1 protein-coding gene is annotated in these 2,256 nt (G+C 69.9%); it reads left to right on the top strand.

From position 1 onward, the window contains the following. Nucleotides 1-72 precede the first annotated feature (72 nt). Nucleotides 73-2,205 (top strand): NAD-dependent DNA ligase LigA, encoded by a 2,133-nt coding sequence (gene ligA / locus CH341_RS30760; protein ID WP_111423408.1) that lies wholly within the window; start codon nt 73-75, stop codon nt 2,203-2,205. Nucleotides 2,206-2,256 lie beyond the last annotated feature (51 nt).

Here is a 2,256-nt window from a genome sequence, read left to right as displayed (position 1 = left end):
TACTGGGCTGGATTCCGGGTTCGCGGGCTGTCGCCCGCGCCCCGGAATGACCAATTCTGCGGTTCTCATTGTATGACCTCGAAGCACCCGCACACCACCCCGGTCGACGCCCTCACCGCGGACGAGGCCGCTGCGGAGCTCGCGCGGCTGGCGGAGGAGATCGCGGGGCACGACGCGCGCTACTATCAGGAGGACGCGCCGAGCGTCTCGGACGCCGAGTACGACGCGCTGCGCCAACGCAACGCCGCCATCGAGGCGCGCTTCCCCGCGCTGATCCGCGAGAACTCGCCGTCGCGAAAGGTCGGCGCGGCGCCGTCGCGCGGCTTCGCCAAGGTGCGGCACGCGGTGCCGATGCTGTCGCTCGACAACGCCTTCGCGGACGAGGAGGTGGAGGAATTCGTCGCGCGCGTGCGCCGCTTCCTGCGGCTGGCCGACGACGCGCCGGTCGCCTTCAGCGCCGAGCCGAAGATCGACGGCCTGTCGATGTCGCTGCGCTACGAGAGCGGACGGCTCGTCTCGGCCGCGACGCGTGGCGACGGTTTCGAAGGCGAGGACGTGACGGCCAACATCCGCACCCTCGACGACGTGCCGAAACTCCTGAAGGGGCGCGGAGTGCCGCCGGTCTGCGAGGTGCGCGGCGAGGTCTACATGACCAAGACGGCGTTCCTGGCGCTCAACGCGCGGCAGGCGGCGGCGGGCGGCCAGATCTTCGCCAATCCGCGCAATTCGGCCGCCGGCTCGCTGCGGCAGAAGGACCCGGCCGTCACGGCGTCGCGGCCGCTCGGCTTCTTCGCCTATGCCTGGGGCGAGATGAGCACCATGCCGGCCGACAGCCAGTCCGGCATGATCGCCTGGTTCGAGCGCTGCGGCTTCAAGACCAATCCGCTGACCCGGCGCTGCGACTCGGCCGAGGCCCTGGTCGCGTTCCACCGCGAGATCGGGCTGAACCGGGCGACGCTCGACTACGACATCGACGGCGTCGTCTACAAGGTCGACCGGCTCGATTGGCAGGAGCGGCTCGGCTTCGTGTCGCGCTCGCCGCGCTGGGCGATCGCCCACAAGTTCCCGGCCGAGAAGGCGACGACGGTTCTCAACGACATCGAGATCCAGGTCGGCCGCACCGGCGCCCACACGCCGGTGGCGAAGCTGGAGCCGGTCACGGTCGGCGGCGTCGTGGTGCAGAACGCGACGCTCCACAACGCCGACGAGATCGCGAGGCTCGGCGTGCGCATCGGCGACACGGTCGAGATCCAGCGCGCCGGCGACGTGATTCCGCAGGTGGTGCGGGTGGTCGAGGAGCGGCCGCGCGGGGCGACGCCGTACGCCTTCCCGACGATCTGCAAGTGCGAGCTGAAGACGCCGCTGGTGCGCGAGACCACGGCGGGCGGCGAGGAGGGCGCGATCGCCCGTTGCACCGGCGAGTTCGCCTGCCCGTATCAGAAGGTCGAGCATCTGCGGCACTTCGTGTCGCGCCGCGCGTTCGACATCGAGGGCCTCGGCGAGAAGCAGATCGCCTTCTTCTTCGCGGACGAGGATCTGCCCGTCGGCGAGCCGGCCGACATTTTCACTCTCGCGAGACGCGACGAGCAGAACTTCAAGAAGCTGAAGGACAAGGAGGGGTTCGGCAGCCTCTCGGTCAAGAATCTGTTCGAGGCGATCGACGCACGGCGCACCATCGCGCTGGAGCGGATGATCTATGCGCTCGGCATCCGTCACGTCGGCGAGACGACGGCGCGTCAGCTCGCCCGCGCCTACGGATCCTGGGAGGCGTTCTTCGCCGCGGCGAAGCGGATCGCGGCGGGCGACGCGGAGGCGCGCGGAGACATGGACGCGATCGACCAGATCGGCGACGCGGTCGTCGACGCGGTGGCCAAGTATTTCGGCGAGAGCCACAACGAGGGCGTGGTCGAGCGGCTGGTCGGCGAGCTGAACGAGATCGTCGACTCCGAGCAGCCGAAGACCACGACGCCGGTCGCCGGCAAGACCGTGGTGTTCACCGGCGCGCTGGAGAAGATGACGCGCGACGAGGCGAAGGCGATGGCCGAGCGGCTCGGCGCCAAGGTGGCCGGCTCGGTGTCGAAGAAGACCGACTTTCTGGTCGCCGGCCCCGGTGCGGGATCGAAGCTCGCAAAAGCGCGCGACGCCGGCGTCGTCGTGCTGACCGAGGACGAGTGGTTCGCGCTCGTCGGCGAGAGCGCGCCGTAGACGGCGAGTGCGTTCGAGATCTCCGTCATTCCGGGGCGCGCGCGGCAGCGC

The sequence above is a fragment of the Rhodoplanes roseus genome, assembly GCF_003258865.1.
Taxonomy (GTDB): domain Bacteria; phylum Pseudomonadota; class Alphaproteobacteria; order Rhizobiales; family Xanthobacteraceae; genus Rhodoplanes; species Rhodoplanes roseus.
This window is presented reverse-complemented; position numbering and strand designations above follow the sequence as displayed.